General features: G+C 64.7%; 18 protein-coding genes and 1 tRNA gene. 9 read left to right on the top strand and 10 right to left on the bottom strand.

Features of this window, described 5'->3' with window-relative positions:
* Window positions 1–119: 119 nt before the first annotated feature.
* From NCS58_RS04815 to NCS58_RS04840, 6 genes are all read right to left on the bottom strand, one after another.
* Window positions 120–695, bottom strand: a complete 576-nt coding sequence (locus tag NCS58_RS04815) for a glycine zipper domain-containing protein (RefSeq protein WP_250476454.1) — start codon at window positions 693–695, stop codon at window positions 120–122.
* 65 nt (window positions 696–760) lie between these two features.
* Complete coding sequence (locus NCS58_RS04820; protein WP_250476455.1) at window positions 761–1,048, bottom strand: DUF1488 domain-containing protein; 288 nt, start codon at window positions 1,046–1,048, stop codon at window positions 761–763.
* 71 nt (window positions 1,049–1,119) lie between these two features.
* Window positions 1,120–1,677, bottom strand: coding sequence for a DUF4142 domain-containing protein (locus tag NCS58_RS04825; RefSeq protein ID WP_250537997.1), 558 nt, complete (start codon window positions 1,675–1,677; stop codon window positions 1,120–1,122).
* Window positions 1,678–1,700: 23 nt separating this feature from the next.
* Window positions 1,701–2,252: a type 1 glutamine amidotransferase domain-containing protein gene (locus NCS58_RS04830; RefSeq protein ID WP_061120609.1), complete on the bottom strand. Its 552-nt coding sequence runs from the start codon at window positions 2,250–2,252 to the stop codon at window positions 1,701–1,703.
* A gap of 116 nt (window positions 2,253–2,368) precedes the next feature.
* Window positions 2,369–3,736, bottom strand: a complete 1,368-nt coding sequence (locus tag NCS58_RS04835; RefSeq protein WP_061120608.1) for an MFS transporter — start codon at window positions 3,734–3,736, stop codon at window positions 2,369–2,371.
* 96 nt (window positions 3,737–3,832) lie between these two features.
* The gene (locus NCS58_RS04840; RefSeq protein ID WP_061120607.1) at window positions 3,833–4,336 is read right to left on the bottom strand and encodes a YbhB/YbcL family Raf kinase inhibitor-like protein; all 504 of its coding nucleotides are present in this window, start codon (window positions 4,334–4,336) and stop codon (window positions 3,833–3,835) included.
* Between the two features lie 317 nt (window positions 4,337–4,653).
* On the opposite strand from NCS58_RS04840, the gene NCS58_RS04845 reads away from it, so the two are divergent.
* Window positions 4,654–6,132 (top strand): sensor domain-containing diguanylate cyclase, encoded by a 1,479-nt coding sequence (locus tag NCS58_RS04845; protein WP_250537998.1) that lies wholly within the window; start codon window positions 4,654–4,656, stop codon window positions 6,130–6,132.
* Here the strand turns inward: NCS58_RS04845 and NCS58_RS04850 are convergent, their stop codons facing one another.
* Window positions 6,133–6,528 (bottom strand): hypothetical protein, encoded by a 396-nt coding sequence (locus NCS58_RS04850; RefSeq protein WP_250537999.1) that lies wholly within the window; start codon window positions 6,526–6,528, stop codon window positions 6,133–6,135. It lies immediately after the preceding gene.
* A 131-nt stretch (window positions 6,529–6,659) separates the two neighbouring features.
* On the opposite strand from NCS58_RS04850, the gene NCS58_RS04855 reads away from it, so the two are divergent.
* Window positions 6,660–7,340, top strand: coding sequence for a TetR family transcriptional regulator (locus NCS58_RS04855; RefSeq protein WP_250538000.1), 681 nt, complete (start codon window positions 6,660–6,662; stop codon window positions 7,338–7,340).
* 72 nt (window positions 7,341–7,412) lie between these two features.
* Here NCS58_RS04855 and NCS58_RS04860 read toward each other — a convergent pair whose 3' ends face one another.
* Entirely contained in the window at window positions 7,413–8,270 is an 858-nt protein-coding gene (locus NCS58_RS04860) for a shikimate dehydrogenase (RefSeq protein ID WP_061120604.1), read from the bottom strand.
* A 251-nt stretch (window positions 8,271–8,521) separates the two neighbouring features.
* Between NCS58_RS04860 and NCS58_RS04865 the strand changes: the two genes are divergently transcribed.
* On the top strand, window positions 8,522–10,417 hold the full coding sequence (locus NCS58_RS04865) for a sugar phosphate isomerase/epimerase and 4-hydroxyphenylpyruvate domain-containing protein (protein ID WP_061120642.1): 1,896 nt from the start codon (window positions 8,522–8,524) through the stop codon (window positions 10,415–10,417).
* A gap of 60 nt (window positions 10,418–10,477) precedes the next feature.
* Window positions 10,478–10,642 (top strand): hypothetical protein, encoded by a 165-nt coding sequence (locus NCS58_RS04870; RefSeq protein WP_250476460.1) that lies wholly within the window; start codon window positions 10,478–10,480, stop codon window positions 10,640–10,642.
* Between the two features lie 7 nt (window positions 10,643–10,649).
* On the opposite strand, the gene NCS58_RS04875 is transcribed toward NCS58_RS04870, so the two are convergent.
* On the bottom strand, window positions 10,650–10,979 hold the full coding sequence (locus tag NCS58_RS04875; RefSeq protein ID WP_061120603.1) for a hypothetical protein: 330 nt from the start codon (window positions 10,977–10,979) through the stop codon (window positions 10,650–10,652).
* A gap of 175 nt (window positions 10,980–11,154) precedes the next feature.
* Between NCS58_RS04875 and NCS58_RS04880 the strand changes: the two genes are divergently transcribed.
* The 3 genes from NCS58_RS04880 (at window position 11,155) to NCS58_RS04890 (ending at window position 12,932) form a co-directional block, all read left to right on the top strand.
* Window positions 11,155–11,229, top strand: a tRNA-Arg gene (locus NCS58_RS04880).
* A gap of 168 nt (window positions 11,230–11,397) precedes the next feature.
* Complete coding sequence (locus tag NCS58_RS04885; protein ID WP_250538001.1) at window positions 11,398–12,195, top strand: hypothetical protein; 798 nt, start codon at window positions 11,398–11,400, stop codon at window positions 12,193–12,195.
* Window positions 12,195–12,932 (top strand): bifunctional 2-polyprenyl-6-hydroxyphenol methylase/3-demethylubiquinol 3-O-methyltransferase UbiG, encoded by a 738-nt coding sequence (locus tag NCS58_RS04890; protein ID WP_250476461.1) that lies wholly within the window; start codon window positions 12,195–12,197, stop codon window positions 12,930–12,932. Before NCS58_RS04885 ends, NCS58_RS04890 begins: the two co-directional genes overlap by 1 nt.
* Before the next feature lie 41 nt (window positions 12,933–12,973).
* Here the strand turns inward: NCS58_RS04890 and NCS58_RS04895 are convergent, their stop codons facing one another.
* Complete coding sequence (locus NCS58_RS04895) at window positions 12,974–13,156, bottom strand: rubredoxin (RefSeq protein WP_061120587.1); 183 nt, start codon at window positions 13,154–13,156, stop codon at window positions 12,974–12,976.
* A gap of 249 nt (window positions 13,157–13,405) precedes the next feature.
* Between NCS58_RS04895 and NCS58_RS04900 the strand changes: the two genes are divergently transcribed.
* Together NCS58_RS04900 and abc-f are read left to right on the top strand one after the other, a co-directional pair.
* The gene (locus tag NCS58_RS04900) at window positions 13,406–13,813 is read left to right on the top strand and encodes a DUF4399 domain-containing protein (protein WP_061120640.1); all 408 of its coding nucleotides are present in this window, start codon (window positions 13,406–13,408) and stop codon (window positions 13,811–13,813) included.
* Between the two features lie 201 nt (window positions 13,814–14,014).
* On the top strand, window positions 14,015–15,949 hold the full coding sequence (abc-f, locus tag NCS58_RS04905) for a ribosomal protection-like ABC-F family protein (RefSeq protein WP_250538002.1): 1,935 nt from the start codon (window positions 14,015–14,017) through the stop codon (window positions 15,947–15,949).
* Window positions 15,950–15,979: the final 30 nt, after the last annotated feature.

A 15,979-nucleotide genomic window follows, 5' to 3' on the forward strand; every position in this document is an offset into this window, starting at 1 on the left:
GCGACCGGGTCGTCAAATCCCGCCCTAAACGGTACACCGTTCGTTATCTAAGAAAAGACCTTAACTGAACGGCATTACCGCGGGAAGCGGGCGTTTTTTCATTCGCGGGGTGAAAACGATCACGCACGCGTCTGCGCGAACTCCTTTACCGGATGCGGCGGCTGCAACGGGTCGAAGTCGCTCCAGCGGCCCTGTTTCCAGCGTCCCGACGCACGCTCGATATCCATGCCGCCCGCCTCGCGCAGCGTCGTCGTGGCCCGCTCCTGCGTTTCCGGCGACACATGAACGGCAACGAGGACGCCTGCGTGGCGCGTGGGTTCCTCGGCGTGCGCGGCGTCTTGCGGCTTCTTTTTCGTATGCGACATTGCGCCGACGAGCGAGCCCACATACGCGCCGACGCCGGCCGCGATCACCGAGACGAGCAGCGGCGCATGAAAGACCGCGAAAATCGCAGCGCCCACGACCGCACCCGCGACCGCTCCGATCGTCACGCCCTTGCCGGCGCCTTTGGGCGCGGCGCTCGCGCCCGCGTCGGTGCCGACATCGCCCCCGACCGGAAAGCGCGCGTGCTGGCCGCTCGGATTGACGAAGAAGAGCGTCACGTCTTCTTCGACGAAACCTTGCGCGAAGAGCTTCTGGGCTGCTGATTCGGCCGCGGGAAAGGTCTGGAATCGGCCGGCAATGATCAGTGACATGTTCCCTCCTTGTTTGGCTTGCGTGATGTGAGATGCGTCGCGCGCGGGCGAAGCTCCAGCGCCGCTCAGTCGGGCTCCATGCCGGCGACGCGGAACAATCCGCTCCTCAGCACGGCGGGCTGGCCGCCGTTGTCGTCGAGGACTTCGGCGCACACCGCGCGAATGCGCGCCGTGCCGCGCGCGTAGGCCTCGAGCAGATCGTCCTCGCGTGGCGACTTCGCGCCGAAATGATCTTCGAGCGCTTCGGCGGTGATCGAACACACGACCGGCTCGCCGTCGATGAGGGCGGCAAAGTGAATGGCGAGGTCGTCGCCGTCATAAACGGGGGCTTCGTCTGCAAACGTGATGTGCATGGTCGAGTCCTCATAAGCGGGGCGGCAAGGTGAACGGGGAGCAGCCGCGGGCCCGGCGACGTTCGCGACGCTCATGACGCCGCCTTCGCTTTGGCGAGCTGCTGCGCCATCTCGTAGTGATGGCTGATGACCGGCAACGCCTTGGTCGCCGCCGCCTTCAGGGCAGTATCGTTGCCGCTTTCGCTCTCCTTCCTGAATAGCGCGACGGCCTTCTGATGGCCGTCCAAGGCTACCTTTTCAATATAGGCCTTGTCGAACTCGGCGCCCTGGAGATTTTGCAGGCTGCCGATCACGGAAGAATCGGCGGCCGGCGGCGCCGTGATGCCGTGGCGCTTGGCGAGCACATCGAGATTGCGGGCGAGCTTCGTGTGATCGACGATCATTCGCTGTGCGAATTCCCGCACCTGCCGGTCGCTCGCGCGCGTGAGCGCGAGCTTGCTCGCCGCGAGCTCGGTCGCGCCTGCCTGACCGGCGTCCTGAAGGAACTGCTGATCGATGAGTGAGAGCTTTTCGTTGCGCGCGGCGCTCGCCGCGCCTTCGGTCTGTGCCTGCGCGGCAGGCGCCGCCGCAGCCACGGCGGCGAGCGACAACGCGATTGCGCGCGTGAGTGAAATGAGCGATCTCGACATCGGCTTGGCTCCGGTGCGATGCATCACGCGGTGCGCGTCTTTTCGAGCGCTTCGATCAGCGCCTTGTTGAACGCGGGCAGATCGTCGGGCTTGCGGCTCGTGATGAGATTGCCGTCGATCTGCACTTCCTGATCGACCCACGTGCCGCCCGCGTTGCGAATGTCGTCTTGCAGACTCGGCCAGCTCGTCATCGTGCGGCCCGCGACGATGCCCGCCGAAATCGGCAGCCAGCCGCCGTGGCAGATCACCGCGATCGGCTTCTTCGCCTGATCGGCGTCCTTCACGAAACTCTGCGCCTTCGCGTCGAGCCGGATCGCGTCGCCATTCACGACGCCGCCCGGCAACACGACCGCGTCGTAGTCGGCGGCGTTGACGGCGTCGAGCGTGACATCGACGTTCACCTTGTCGCCCTTGTCGACGTGCTTGAAACCTTGGATCTGCCCCGGCTTTTGGGACACGACATCCACCTGCGCACCGGCTTCCTTGAGCGCGCGTTGCGGCTCGACGAGCTCTGCCTGCTCGAAGCCGTCGACGGCGAGAATCGCAACCTTGCAACCGTTGAGGGAAATGGCCATGAACACACTCCTTTGTTGCTGTTTCGAACGTTCCGCGGGGAGCGGAATCCATGCCCGAGTTTTCAGCAAAGGCTGTGCCCAGCGAGCGCCCGCGCGGCCACGAGAGAAGAGGGCGGTCAGGCCGGCTCGATGCTGCGCTTGCCGGTGAGGCGCAGCAGGCTCACCACGGCGGCAGCCGCCGCGAACGCCGCCGCGAGCGCAATCGCAATCACGGGGCCCTGCTTCGGCGCGACGCCGAAGATCAGTGCGACGAGCGCCGCGCCCAGCGTCTGCCCGGTGAGGCGCGCGGTGCCGAGCATGCCGCTCGCGCCGCCGCTGCGATGACGCGGCGCGGACGAGAGCATCTGACGATTGTTGGGCGACTGGAAGAGGCCGAAGCCGAGCCCGCATACGGCCATGCGCCACGCAATGTCGAGCGCGCCCGGATGCGCGCCGACGCTTGCGAGCAGCACGAGCCCGACGGTCAGAATCGCGAGCCCGATGCCGCCGAGCAGTCCCGCCGGATAGCGATCCGCGAGCACGCCAGCGAGCGGCGCGACGAACACGATCACGAGCGGCCACGGCGTCATCAGAAACCCTGTCTCGACCTGGCTCATGCCGAAATTGTTCTGCAGCAGGAACGGCAGCGACACGAACGCGAGCATCTGCGCGCAGAACGAACACACCGACGCGCCGACCGAGAGCGCGAACACCGGAATGCGCATCAGATCGACGGGCAGCAGCGGCGCGCTTTGCGTCAATTGCCGCTTCACGAAGAAGTAGCCGATGACGGCCGTCGCGATGATCTCACCGATGAGATACGGACGATGCTCGCCATGCCCGAAGCCATCGACCGCAACGATCGCAATGCCGAAGAAGAGCGCGTTCATGATCGCGCTGATGTAGTCATACGGCTGCCGATGCCCCGGCGTGCGCGGCAGCGACTTCCAGCCGAACGCGAACGCCGCGATGCCGATCGGCACGTTGATCGCGAACAGCCACGGCCAGGTCGCGACGGAAAGCACGCCCGAGGCCACCGTCGGTCCGATCACCGACGAAATGGCGACGACCGTCGCGTTGATGGATACGCCGCGCCCGAGCTGATCGTGCGGATAGATGATGCGCACGAGCGCCGTGTTCACGCTCATGATCCCCGCCGCGCCGAAGCCCTGCACCACGCGCGCGATGGTGAGCGTGAGAAGCGAATCGGACAGCGCGCACGCGAACGACGACACCGTGAAGAGCGCAAGCCCCGCCATGTACACGCGCCGGTAGCCGATGCGATCGCCGAGCGAGGCGAGCGGCAGAAGCGAGATGGTGATCGCGAGCTGATACGCGTTGACGACCCAGACGGAGTCGGCGGGAGAAGCATTCAGATTGCGGGCAATGGTCGGCAGCGCGACGTTCGCGATGGCGCCGTCGAGCACCGCGAGCGTAATGCCGAGCGCGACGACGGCAATCGCCCAGTATCGCTGGGGCAGCGGCAGACCTTGGTCGGAGTCCATCGATGGGCGGGAAGTGGGAGCGGCGCGTTGTACGACGCGCCGTTTTCAAATGGCTGTGTGAGCGCGGCGCGGTCACGCCGCGCCGCATTCCCGGCTTTACTTCAACTCGTAGAGGCCGGTGTAGGTCGCCGAATCGATTTCGTTGAGATGGATCATGAAGCGCGCCACCGCGTTGGTCACGTTCCCGTCGAGCGGCAGGCTCTCCGCGGAAAGCGCATGGATGCGGAAGATATACCGATGCGGCTTGTCGCCACGCGGCGGCGCCGCGCCGCCGAAACCGACCGTGCCGTAATCGTTGCGAAGTTGCAGCGCGCCTTGCGGCAGCAGACTGCCGTCGGGCTTGCCGGCATTGCGCGGCAGCGAGCGCACATCGGCTGGAATGTTGACGACGATCCAGTGCCAGAAACCGCTGCCCGTGGGCGCGTCGGGGTCGTAGACGGTGAGCGCGAGACTGCGCGTGTCGGCGGGCGGATCTTCCCATTGCAGCGCCGGGGAAATGTTCTCGCCCGAGCCGCCGAAGGCTTGCTGGTCGAATTCCTGTGCGTGCGTCATGAAGCCGTTCGCCGGAAATTCGTCGGACCAGATGCGGAAATCAGCCATGAGAGTCGTGCCTCCTTCTTCTTGCGATGTGGATGGATGCCGCACAGCGCATCGGACTGCGTGGCGTCGCGCAATCCTCCCGGCAGTGCAGCAAACGTGCCTAAGGGTTGCGCAACGTAGAACGTGGATGCGGCAAGGGCGTGGCCAATCGAGTGTAGCATCCGCCCCCGATATCGGGCATGAGCGCAAACGCCGCTGCGCGTGTACGCGCGCGGGCGACGCGGCTTCCGGAAATATGACGCAGGCTACAATAATGAGATGAATGGAGTATCGACCAGGGACCCATTTTTTAGCCGGCGCGAGCCGAAAGGATGACCATGCCAAACGACCCGCGCCGCACTGCCGGTCAATTCATGCCGGCGAGCGTGCCGGAGGACGATGCCGACATGTTCGACCTCGCGCCCGTCTCGCTCTGGCTCGAGGACTTCAGCGCCGTGCGCGAGCAGATCGAGCGCTGGCGCGCGGCGGGCGTCACGGATCTGCGCGCGTTTCTCGCCGAGAATCCGGAATGCGTGGCCGAGTGTTCGTCACGCATTCGCGTCGTGAAGGTCAATCAGCGCACGCTGTCGCTGTTTCAGGCAAGAGACGTCGATCATCTCGTGCAGAACCTCGATCGTGTGTTCCGCGATGACATGCTCACCACACACATCGACGAACTGGAGCAGTTGTGGTGCGGCAAGCCGCGCTTCGTGAGTCAGACGGTCAACTACACGCTCGACGGCAAGCGCCTCGACGTGCTGCTCAAGGCGGTCGTCCTGCCGGGCCACGAAGACACATGGACCCGCGTGCTCGTCACGATCGAGGACATCACCGAGCTCGAAGCGATGCGCCGCACCGCCGCCGCGAGCGAACTGTATGCGCGCGGACTGTTCGAGCATTCACCGGTGTCGCTGTGGGTGGAAGACTTCAGTTCCGTGAAGTCGCTACTGGACGATGTGCGCGAGCGCGGCATCGTCGACTTTCGCACGTTCACCAACGTTCATCCGGAGTTCGTCGAACGCTGCATGCAGGAGATTCACGTGCTCGACGTGAATCAGCATACGCTGCGGATGTTCGCCGCGCCGACCAAGGCCACGCTGCTCGCGCGCCTGTCCGAAGTCTTCCGCGACGACATGCAGCAGCACTTCCAGGAACAGTTGATCGATCTGTGGGATGGGAAGCTCTTCCATCAGCGCGAGGTGCTCAACTATTCGCTCGAAGGCAACGAGGTGCATGTGCATCTGCAGTTCTCGGTATTCCCGGGGCACGAGGCGCGCTGGGATCTCGTGCTCGTCGCGCTCACGGACATCACCGCGCGCAAGAAGGCCGAGGCGTATCTGGAATTCCTCGGCAAGCACGACGTGCTCACGAAGCTCAAGAATCGCTCGTTCTATATCGACGAAATCAATCGCCTCGAACGCAAGGGCCCGTTCCCGGTGACGGCGATCGCGGTCGATGTGAACGGGCTCAAGGCCGTCAACGATCAACTCGGCCACGCCGCCGGCGACGCGCTGTTGCGCCGCGCGGGCGAAGTGCTCGGCAAGGCGGTGGAGAAGCCGTTCCAGGCGGCGCGCATCGGCGGCGACGAGTTCATGGTGCTTCTGCCCGGCGCCGACGAGCGCGACGGCGAGGCGGTGATCGAGAGCATTCGCCAGTTGCTCGAAGTGAACAACCAGTTCTATTCGGGCAATCCGCTTTGTTTCGCGATGGGCGCGGCCACCGCGCACGACGGCGAGCGGCTCGAACCGATGCTGCAACGCGCGGACGCCGCCATGTACGCGGAAAAGCGCGCGCACTACGACGGCAAGAGCGCGTGATTACTGCTGCGTGACGTCGTCGATGCCGCGATCGAGCGCCGGGCACGCCTCGCCGATTTCCTTTTGATACTCCGCCGGATTGCTCGTCTTCAGCTTCTCGAAGCGATCGACGGTCGGTTGTGCCTGCGCGAGGCCGAGCTTCCATTCGCCATCGAAATCGGGTGCGTCGGGATAGCTCGTGCGCACGACATCCCGAAAGCGCGCGACCTTCGCGGCATCGATATGACAGACATCCGCCGCGCCGCGCGCGATGTTCGCGCTCGTCATCACGCCTTCGGCGGCCATCAGTTGTCGCGACGACGGATGGCCGGGCGGCAACGCGGTCTGCGCCGTCGCGCAGAGACACCATGTGGCCAGAATGGAGGGAGCCAGAAAGAGCGAATACTTCTTGCGCATGTGGATTTTCGATTTGTCCGCGGGGTAAAAAAATTATAGGTGAAGCCCTCCGTAATGAACGCCTGTTATGGCGAGGATGCGTCAATAGCGCGTGCTAGAATCGATTTTCAACGCCGTTCTCAGACAGAAAAATGAAGAAAGGAAGCAAGGCCGCTACTGCTGCGCCCTCGTCGACCACGGAGCAAGGGCGGCGCAAGTACGATCCTGAGGAGACCAAGCGGAACATTCTCGACATTGCCACGCAGGAGTTTTCGGCGATGGGCCTCGCGGGCGCGCGCGTCGACGCCATCGCGGAGCGCACCAACACCACGAAGCGCATGTTGTACTACTACTTCGGCAGCAAGGAAGGCTTGTACGAAGCGGTATTGGAACAGGTCTACGGCGATATCCGCGCGCTCGAACAGGAGTTGCAACTCGCGGAAATGGAGCCGGAGGAAGCGCTGCGCGAATTCATCGGTTTCACGTTCGACTATCACGACAAGCATCGCGATTTCGTGCGCCTCGTGACCATCGAAAACATTCATGGCGCGAAGTACATCGAACGATCGAAGACCTTCAAGACGCGCAATTCGACGGTCGTGAAGACCATCGAGGATCTCATCGCGCGCGGCGTCGCGGCGGGCACCTTTCGCGACGACGTCGATCCGATCGACCTGCATCTGATGATCAGCTCGTTCTGCTTTCACCGTGTGGCGAACCGTCATACGTGGGGCGCGGCGTTCGGGCGCGATCCGTCGGGCGCGCGTTCGCGTGCGCGTCATCGAGAGATGATCGTCGATGCGGTGTCGCGCTACATGCGGCGCGGCGGCTGATCCTTTCTTCGCGCGCATCGAAAAACGGCGACACTCTCACGAGGTCGCCGTTTTTTCGTGGCTATCGGGTAATCAACGTTCCAGCAAGCTCTGGAAATGCGCGAACATGCGCTCGGCATCCGGCTCGCGGCCGGTGAAGATGCGCAGCGCATCGACCGCCTGGCATACCGCCATGCCGCCGCCGCTCACCGTGCGGCAGCCGAGCGCCTTTGCGGCTTTCAGCAACTCGGTTTCGAGCGGGAAGTAGACGATTTCCGCAACCCACAATGCCTTGTGCAGGTATTGCGCCGGAAGCGGCAGGCCGGGCAGCTTCGCCATGCCGGTCGGTGTCGCGTGGATGAGGCCGCTTGCGCCGGCGAGCGTTTCGCGCAGGTCGCCGCCGCTTTTTACGATGCGATCCGGAAAGCGCGCCGCGAGTTCAGCGGCAAGCGAGGCGGCGCGTGCCGCGTCGGAATCGAACAGCCTGAGCTCGCGCGCGCCCATCGTCAGGGCGGCATGGGCGACGGCCGCGCCCGCGCCACCCGCGCCGAGCTGCACCACGCGTTCCATCGGCACGCCGGGCAGCCCGCGCTGGAACGCGCGCGCAAATCCCGACCCGTCCGTGTTGTAGCCGATGCGCTTGCCGTCCTTCAGCACGACCGTATTCACGGCGCCGAGCGCGCGGGCGTCGGGGTCGAGCTCGTCGAGTAACGGGATCACGCTTTGCTTGCACGGGTACGTGATGTTCAGGCCGTCGTAGCCCATGCGTTCGGCGGCGTCGAGCAGATCGGGCAGGGCGGAGGGCTCCAGCGCCAGCGCCTGAAGGTCGATGCGGCGATACACGTAGTTGAGGCCGAGGTTGCCGCCTTCCTTTTCGTGCATGGCGGGCGTGAGCGAGCCGGCGATGCCGGATCCGATCAGGCCGATGAGATACGAAGTCTTGTTGGTCACGCGAGCGCTCCGGCATGGATGAGCACTGCATGCTGCAGTGCGAAATAGACTATGGCGCAGTGTGAACGCACGCAGGAGCCTTGTCGGTTCGTGTTTTCACTACTTTGTACGGTCTAGTTAGTTTGTTATTATCTCGCAGAATGACATGGATTGCGCGCGTCTCTCATGCGGACGTCCTACACTGGAAAGCGCCGCTCAGATCCATCCCGCATTCACCGAATTGCAACGAGGAGGCAGCGATGCTGCGTTCAATCCGCACTTCCATCGCCACGGTTTCCATCAGCGGCACGCTCCCCGAGAAGTTGCGGGCCATCAAGGCGGCCGGTTTCGACGGCGTCGAGATCTTCGAGAACGATCTGCTGTATTTCGACGGCACGCCCGGCGACGTGCGCCGCATGTGCGCGGATCTCGGCCTCGAAATCTACCTTTTCCAGCCCTTCCGCGATTTCGACGGCGTGAGCCCCGAGCGGCTCGCGAGAAACGTCGAGCGTGCGAAGCGCAAGTTCGAACTGATGCACGAGCTCGGCACGGACCGCATTCTCGTGTGCAGCAACGTGTCGCCCGACACGATCCGCGACGACGCATTGCTCACCGATCAGCTCGGGGTGCTCGCGAACATCGCGAAGGAGGCGGGCGTGATCGTCGCGTACGAGGCGCTCGCGTGGGGCCGCTACGTGAACTCGTACAAGCACGCGTGGAAGCTCGTCGACGCGGTGAATCATCCGAACCTCGGGCTTGCGCTCGACACGTTCCACACGCTGTCGATCCGCGATTCGGTGGAGGAGATCGCGTCGATTCCGGGCGAACGCATCGCGTTCGTGCAGATCGCCGATGCACCCGTGCTCGCGATGGACGTGCTCGAATGGAGCCGTCACTATCGCTGCTTTCCGGGACAGGGCGCGTTCGATGTCGCGGGCTTCACCGCGCGCGTGCTCGAAGCGGGCTACAAGGGTCCGCTGTCGCTCGAGATTTTCAATGATGGCTTTCGCGCCGCGCCGACCGCGATCACGGCGGCGGACGGCTATCGCTCGCTGCGTTTCCTCGAGGAGCAGACGCGTGAGCTGATGGGCGACAACGCGCCGCCGGAGCTGTTCAACCCGCCCGCGCCGCCCGAGCACATCGGCTTCCAGTTCCTCGAATTCGCCGTCGACGACCGCACGCGCGAGCATCTCGCGCAATGGCTCGGCCGGCTCGGTTTCAGGCTCGCGGGCAAGCATCGCTCGAAGGATGTCGCGTTGTATCGGCACGGCGCGGGATCGATCGTGCTCAACGCCGAAGCCGATTCGTTCGCGAGCGCCTTTTTTCAGAAGCACGGCTTGTCGCTGTGCGCGTCGGCGTTTCATGTCGATGACGCGAAGCAGGCGTTCGAGCGCGCCGCCGCGTATGGCTCGACGCCGTTCTCCGGCCAAGTCGGCCCGAACGAGCGCGTGGTGCCCGGCGTACAGTCGCCCGACGGCAGTCTCGACTATTTCGTCGACGAAGCGCCCGGCGCCCCGACGTTGTGGGAGTCCGACTTCATTCTGACGGACATCGACGGGCCGTACGAAGTGGGGCCGCTCGCGCGCATCGATCACGTGTGCCTGTCGCTTCCCGCCGATGCGCTCGATACGTGGGTGCTGTTCTTCAGAAGCGCGTTCGGCTTCGAGACCGAACCCGCCGTGCTCGTTCCCGATCCGTACGGCCTCGTGCGCAGCCGCGCGGTGAGAAGCCGCGACGGCTCGGTGCGCATTGCGCTGAATGCGTCGGTCGATCGCTATACCGCGGTGTCGGAGTCGCTATCGACCTATCGTGGCTCGGGCCTGAACCATGTCGCGTTCAGCACGCCCGATATCTTCGATGCGATTCCGCGCCTCGAAACCGACGGCGTCAAATTTCTGCGTATCCCGGGCAACTATTACGACGATCTCGTGGCACGGTTCGGCCTGCCCGACGAGCAGATCGACCAGATGCGCGAGCACAACATCCTTTACGACCGCGACGAGCGCGGCGGCGAGTTCTTCCACGCGTATACGGAGCAGCTCGATCAGCGCTTCTTCCTCGAAGTGATCGAGCGGCGCGGCGGCTACGACGGCTACGGCGCGGCCAACGCGGCGGTGCGGCTCGCGGCGCACGCGCAACAGCAACAGCGCGCGCGTCAGGCGGCGTGAACCGGGGCGGCGCGTGACCTAAAATCGATACATGGCGCCAGTGGAAAGCGGGAGGACGTCATGTGGGATTTGTCGAGCATTTTCGTCGGGCTTGCGTGCCTGGCGACGATCGTCATCGTGCTGCTCGCGCAGGACTGGCGCGATGAACATCGCAGGCGCGTGGCGGCGCGAGACCACGCGCACCGGCATCCATTGCGCGAGTGGTGGCTGAGGCATCGCCATTGAAACGCGCTCAGGCGCTTTGAGCGTTTCCGCCGCCGGCCGCGACGGCGCGCGCCTGCTCGCGTTCGCGTCTGAGTTCTTCTTCGCGCTGGCGCCCGGCCGCCTCGAACGCGTCGATATGCAGATACAGCCGATGCACGGTCTGAATCTGCGTGTGAGAGAGATGTGACTGACGCGTGATGGATGCGAGCCGCTCGCGCCAGTACGAGGGCGGCAGCAACGGCCCGCCGAGATCGCACGACAACGAACGACGCAGCACCAGTTCGAGGTGCGTCAGGTCCTGGTCTGCCAGCAACGCCGAAAACGCGCCCTGCGGCTTGATATCGGGATATGGGTCCATTATTCCGATGGCGGCATGGCGGCGCGAAACTTGATAGGTGCAAACCCTGGGTTTCGCCGATTTTTCGCGGCGCGCGCCATTGCGTTCGAATTTCTTCGCGCCGACGCCGATCCCGCCTGTAGCGTTTGCTATACTCTGCGCTCGCTTGCCGACGCTGTCGGCCATGCGCGGTCCGCTCCCCGTAGTTCAATGGATAGAACGAGTGCCTCCTAAGCGCTAGATGCAGGTTCGATTCCTGCCGGGGGGACCACGATCCCACACGCCGCCCTCGCGGTCTTCTTCTTCTCGCTCGCTCGCTCGCCTGATTTCGTCGCCGCCTCGCTGCCGCGCTCTTCCTGATCCGGTGCGCATTGGACCGCGAGCGCTTTCCCGCCGATAATGCGACCACTCCGGTCACGCCATCACGGCTCGCGCGCTCATGACGGAAATCCAATCCGCGGTGCTCGTCTTCATTCTCTTATTGGCCAGCACGGGCCTCGGCGCGATCGTGCGGCCGCTTCTGCCCGAAGAACACAAGGCGCAGGAGACGGTGCAACTCGTCCAGTTGCTCGTCGGCATGCTGGTCACGTTCGCGGCGCTCGTGCTCGGCCTTCTGACCGCATCGGCGAAAACGGTCTTCGACAGCACGAACAGCGACATGCGCAGCTACGCGACCTCGATCATCGAACTCGATCGCGCCATGCGCGATTACGGCGCCGATCTCGATCACGCGCGCGAACTCCTGCGCTCGTACACGGCGGCGGGGGTCGCGAGCACGTGGCCGAACGAGCCGCGACCGCCCGGCGATTATCCGAACGTCGAGCCGTCGACCAAGACCGACAGCCTCGCGAGCAAAACATTCGGCGCGATATTGGGGAATGCCCAGCACGAGGTGCGCATGCTCCATCCGCACGATGAGTATCATCGCGAGCTTGCCGCCGAAGCCGCCGCGCGCTTCGAGCAACTCATCGCGCTGCGCTGGAAGCTGGTGGAGGAAGCGCAAGGATCGATTTCCTATCCGTTCGACCGGATACTCGTCGGCTGGCTGCTCATCATCTTCCTGTGCTTCGGGCTGATCGCGCCGCGCAACGCGCTCTCGCTCGTGACGATCATGCTCGGCGCGCTGTCGATCGCATCGGCGGTGCTCGTGATCCTCGATCTCGATACGCCATTCACCGGCCCGATCATGATCGGCAGCCAGCCGATGCGCGACGCGATCGGGTACCAGAGCCGCTGATGCGCTACGACGATCCGCGCTTCGTCGCGCTCTACGACGCCCTCAATCCATGCGCGCCCGACACGGCGTTCTATCTCGCGCTGGCGCAGCCGGCTGGACATATCGTCGATCTCGGCTGCGGCACGGGCTTGCTCGCCTGCGAACTGGCGAAGCGCGGGCATCGCGTGACGGGCATCGATCCGTCGGCGCACATGCTGCGTGTCGCGCGAGCGCGTCCGCAAGGCGACGAGGTGACGTGGATCGAAGGCGATGCGACGGCGCTGCCGTTCGTCGGCGCGGCGGATCTGCTCGTGATGACGGGCCACGTCGCACAAGTGTTTCTCGACGATGCCGCGTTCCTCGCCACGCTCAGGGCCGCGCGCCGCGCAATCCGGCCAGGCGGCGCGATCGCGTTCGAAAGCCGCAATCCGGCGGCGCGCGCGTGGGAAGACTGGACGCGCGAGCGCTCATCGCGGTGCGTCGAAGCGCCGGACGGAACGACCGTGGAAGTGTGGCAGGAGCGGCATGCGCAACCCGATCCGTCGACGACAGGCCGCGCCGCGTTCACGACATACTGCCGCTACGCGTCGACGCCCGAAGACACGCTGAGCGCCGCGAGCGAACTGCGCTTTCGCACGCTCGACGAACTCGCGCGCCTTTTGCGCGATGCGGGTTTTGCGCGCATCGACTGGTATGGGGACTGGAATCGCGCGCCGGTGGACGAAACGAGCCGCGAATTGATTGCGGTGGCGCGGTGAAAAACGAAACGAAACTGCCGCCTGAAAAGCGGCAATCCGCATCAGAACTCGACGACGACGAAGTCGGCCTTGCCCACGTCGCACAACGGGCAGCGCCAGTCGGCAGGAATGTCGTCGAAACGGGTGCCGGCGGGAATGCCTTCGTCCGGCAGACCTTCTTCCTCGTTGTAGATCCAGCCGCAAATCAGGCAGACCCAGCTCTTGAATTCGATGACTTCGCTCACGACAGACTCTTGATTCGAAAGAAATAAACGGACGCGTGCGCTCGAAGACGATGCGCGGCGCGGCGACCCGGCATCTTACAGGAATCGGCGCGATCGTCCCCGGCCCGGGCCGTGAAACGCGACGCCCCGCCGCATCGCACCGTCCACAGGATGGTCCCGATTACGGCGATCCGAAAGCCCGGTGTATGCTTTTTGAGTCTGCGGCGCCGCTTTCGCGCCAGCGACCGGTTTCACAACATGGAGAAAACGATGAACAAAAAGGTCTTGGGTGCGATGCTGACGGGCGCGATCGTGCTCGCGCAATACGCCGGCGCGGCGCATGCGCAGGCGCGCGTCTATTTCATCGAGCCGAAGGATGGCGCGACCGTCACGAGCCCCGTGCACGTGAGGTTTGGCGTCGATGGCATGTCGATCGCGCCGGCGGGCACGATGACCGACGGCACCGGCCATCACCATCTGCTGATCGATAGCAAGCCGCTGCCGAAGGGCACCGTGATTCCGGCGAACGATACGTCGCTGCATTTCGGCAAGGGCCAGACCGAAGCCGATGTGAAGCTGCCGCCCGGCGATCACACGCTGACGATGCAGTTCGGCGACGGCGCGCACCGTTCCTATGGGCCGGAAATGAGCCAGTCGATCAAGGTGCATGTGAAGTAACGCGTTTTTCGGCTCGAGACGAGGGAAGGCCGCCGCGGATCGGGAATCCGGGCGGCCTTCCTGTTTTTGGGCCGCGAACCGTCATCCGTTCGGCCTAAGCCGCGTGCGTCGCGCGTTGTCGGGCGCGGCGCCCGGTACAATGGCCGCTTCCATCGGTTGTCGGCTTCGTCACCGATTCTTCGCCATTCATCCGGTTTTCCCATGTCGCTTTATTCCATTTCGGACGCGCAGCTCGCGTTCGGCCACGTCGCATTGCTCGACCACGCCGACTTCTCGCTCGAAGCGGGCGAGCGTGTCGGGCTGATCGGCCGCAACGGCGCGGGCAAGTCGTCGCTCCTCAAGATCGTCGCGGGGCTCGCCGCGCCCGACGACGGCCTCGTCACGCGTCAGAGCGAGCTCACGACCGTCTACGTGCCGCAGGAGCCCGAGTTCGATCTCGACGCCTCCGTGTTCGATGTCGTCGCCTCCGGCCTGACCGATGCGCGCGCACTGCTCGACGAGTACGACGCCGTCGCGCACGCGCTCGCCGACACGCCCGAAGGCGCCGAGCACGACGCGTTGCTCGCGCGCATGAACGCGCTGCAATCGGCGCTCGATATGCGCGATGCGTGGAACTGGCGCACGCGTGTCGCAACCACGCTCGCGCAAATCGGCCTCGACGGCGACGCGCGCGCGGGCGACCTGTCCGGCGGCATGAAAAAGCGTGTGGCGCTGGCGCGTGCGCTCGTCGTGCAGCCTGATGTGCTGCTGCTCGACGAGCCGACCAACCATCTCGACTTCGACGGCATTCGCTGGCTGGAAGAGTTGCTCGTCACGTTGCGCACCGGGTTGCTTTTCATCACGCACGATCGCGCGTTTCTCGATCGCGTGGCGACGCGCATCGTCGAGCTGGATCGCGGGCGTCTGCTGTCTTATCCGGGCAATTTCAGCGCGTATCAGACGAGGAAGGCGCAGCAACTCGAGGTCGAAAAAGTCGAGCAGGAAAAATTCGACAAGTTGCTCGCGCAAGAAGAAGTGTGGATTCGCAAGGGCGTCGAGGCGCGGCGCACGCGCAGCGTCGGGCGCATCGCGCGGCTCGTGGAAATGCGCAATGAGCGCGCCGAGCGCCGCAATGTGCAGGGCAACGTGAAGCTCGATGTCGGCCAGGGCGAGAAGTCCGGCAAGATCGTCGCGGAACTGACTGACGTGACGAAACGCTACGGCGAGCGCACGATCGTCGACCGCTTCACGGCCACCGTGATGCGCGGCGACAAGATCGGTCTCGTCGGCCCGAACGGCGCCGGCAAGACGACACTGCTGAAGCTCATGCTCGGCGAGTTGCAGCCCGACGAAGGCCGCGTGCGCATCGGCACCAACATTCAGGTCGCGTACTTCGATCAGATGCGCGCGCAACTCGAGCTCGACAAATCGCTCGCCGACACCATCAGCCCCGGCAGCGAATGGGTGGAAGTGAACGGCGTGAAGAAGCACGTGATGAGTTATCTCGGCGACTTCCTGTTCGCGCCGGAGCGCGCGCGTTCGCCGGTGCGCTCGCTTTCGGGCGGCGAGCGCAATCGCCTGTTGCTCGCGCGACTGTTCGCGCGGCCCGCGAACGTGCTCGTGCTCGACGAACCGACCAACGACCTCGACATTCCCACGCTCGAACTGCTCGAAGAACTGCTCGCGGATTACGACGGCACCGTGTTGCTCGTGAGCCACGACCGCGCGTTTCTCGACAACGTCGTGACCTCGGTGTTCGCCGCGGAGGGCGGCGGCCTGTGGCGCGAGTATGTCGGCGGCTTCTCCGACTGGCAGATTCAGCGCGAACGTTCGGCGCGTATCGCGGAAGAAGCGGCGCGTCAGACGGCCAAGGAAGCGCCGAAGGACGACACGCCGAAGGAAAGCGCGGCAGGCCGCAACGCGCAGCGCACGGTCAAGCTGTCGTTCAAGGAACAGCGCGAGCTCGAAGCACTGCCGGCGCGTATCGCCGAGCTGGAGGATGAGCAGAAGGCGATCGGTGCGCAGCTCGAAGACGGCTCGATCTTCGCCAGGGATGCGAAGGAAGGCGCGCGGCTGTCGGAGCGCCACGCGGCGATCGAAGAGGAATTGCTCGTCGCGCTCGAGCGCTGGGAAGAGCTGGAAGCAAAGCGCAAGTAGGCGCTTCGGCGGCCGCGCACGACACGCGTT

This window comes from Caballeronia sp. INML3B, assembly GCF_023631305.1.
Classification (GTDB): Bacteria; Pseudomonadota; Gammaproteobacteria; order Burkholderiales; family Burkholderiaceae; genus Caballeronia; species Caballeronia turbans.

Bases quoted from the DNA above. Each gene is read 5' to 3' on its own strand.
- NCS58_RS04815 (WP_250476454.1), bottom strand. From the start codon at position 695: ATGTCACTGATCATTGCCGGCCGATTCCAGACCTTTCCCGCGGCCGAA.
- NCS58_RS04820 (WP_250476455.1), bottom strand. From the start codon at position 1,048: ATGCACATCACGTTTGCAGACGAAGCCCCCGTTTATGACGGCGACGAC.
- NCS58_RS04825 (WP_250537997.1), bottom strand. From the start codon at position 1,677: ATGTCGAGATCGCTCATTTCACTCACGCGCGCAATCGCGTTGTCGCTC.
- NCS58_RS04830 (WP_061120609.1), bottom strand. From the start codon at position 2,252: ATGGCCATTTCCCTCAACGGTTGCAAGGTTGCGATTCTCGCCGTCGAC.
- NCS58_RS04835 (WP_061120608.1), bottom strand. From the start codon at position 3,736: ATGGACTCCGACCAAGGTCTGCCGCTGCCCCAGCGATACTGGGCGATT.
- NCS58_RS04840 (WP_061120607.1), bottom strand. From the start codon at position 4,336: ATGGCTGATTTCCGCATCTGGTCCGACGAATTTCCGGCGAACGGCTTC.
- NCS58_RS04845 (WP_250537998.1), top strand. From the start codon at position 4,654: ATGCCAAACGACCCGCGCCGCACTGCCGGTCAATTCATGCCGGCGAGC.
- NCS58_RS04850 (WP_250537999.1), bottom strand. From the start codon at position 6,528: ATGCGCAAGAAGTATTCGCTCTTTCTGGCTCCCTCCATTCTGGCCACA.
- NCS58_RS04855 (WP_250538000.1), top strand. From the start codon at position 6,660: ATGAAGAAAGGAAGCAAGGCCGCTACTGCTGCGCCCTCGTCGACCACG.
- NCS58_RS04870 (WP_250476460.1), top strand. From the start codon at position 10,478: ATGTGGGATTTGTCGAGCATTTTCGTCGGGCTTGCGTGCCTGGCGACG.
- NCS58_RS04875 (WP_061120603.1), bottom strand. From the start codon at position 10,979: ATGGACCCATATCCCGATATCAAGCCGCAGGGCGCGTTTTCGGCGTTG.
- NCS58_RS04885 (WP_250538001.1), top strand. From the start codon at position 11,398: ATGACGGAAATCCAATCCGCGGTGCTCGTCTTCATTCTCTTATTGGCC.
- NCS58_RS04890 (WP_250476461.1), top strand. From the start codon at position 12,195: ATGCGCTACGACGATCCGCGCTTCGTCGCGCTCTACGACGCCCTCAAT.
- NCS58_RS04900 (WP_061120640.1), top strand. From the start codon at position 13,406: ATGAACAAAAAGGTCTTGGGTGCGATGCTGACGGGCGCGATCGTGCTC.
- abc-f (WP_250538002.1), top strand. From the start codon at position 14,015: ATGTCGCTTTATTCCATTTCGGACGCGCAGCTCGCGTTCGGCCACGTC.